Annotated in this window: 1 protein-coding gene; it reads right to left on the minus strand. The window is 44.7% G+C overall.

Features of this window, described 5'->3' with window-relative positions:
• On the minus strand, window positions 1–450 hold a 450-nt coding region (locus HC176_RS16500), incomplete at both ends, for a MutS-related protein (RefSeq protein WP_425338218.1).

The following is a 450-nucleotide window of genomic DNA, read 5'->3' on the forward strand; positions in this document are numbered from 1 at the left end:
ATCATCTGTGAGCGAATCTGTAGTGCGCATGCTGGTAATGAGCTTGATTGGAGTGTAATGACAATAGGTGGCGCAAACCGGTAGGCCAACGTTTGCCATAAGGATCTGCAGACTGACTGTTCTTAAAAAGGTGCTTTTCCACGCCATATTTGCCACGGTGATGATTAAGAACTGCTCTTTTTCGATAGAAAAATCATTAGCTAACCGCTTTTCAGGATCCAGCAATGGATGAGCCAGCTGAGTAGCTTCAGAGATATGGGAATCATGATGCAATTCTGGGAAAACATATGAAGGATGATTGAATGCGAAATTTCCGAAGGAATTATAGGCGTCCAGGTATTCTATAGCGCGAAACCATTTTTGAACCTCCTGCCCGTGCTCTCCTATCCACTGCTCCAGCTTCCAGGAATAACGGAGATCCCAGAGCATAAAACCCTTTCCCAAAATTCC

It is taken from the genome of Tamlana crocina, assembly GCF_012037625.1.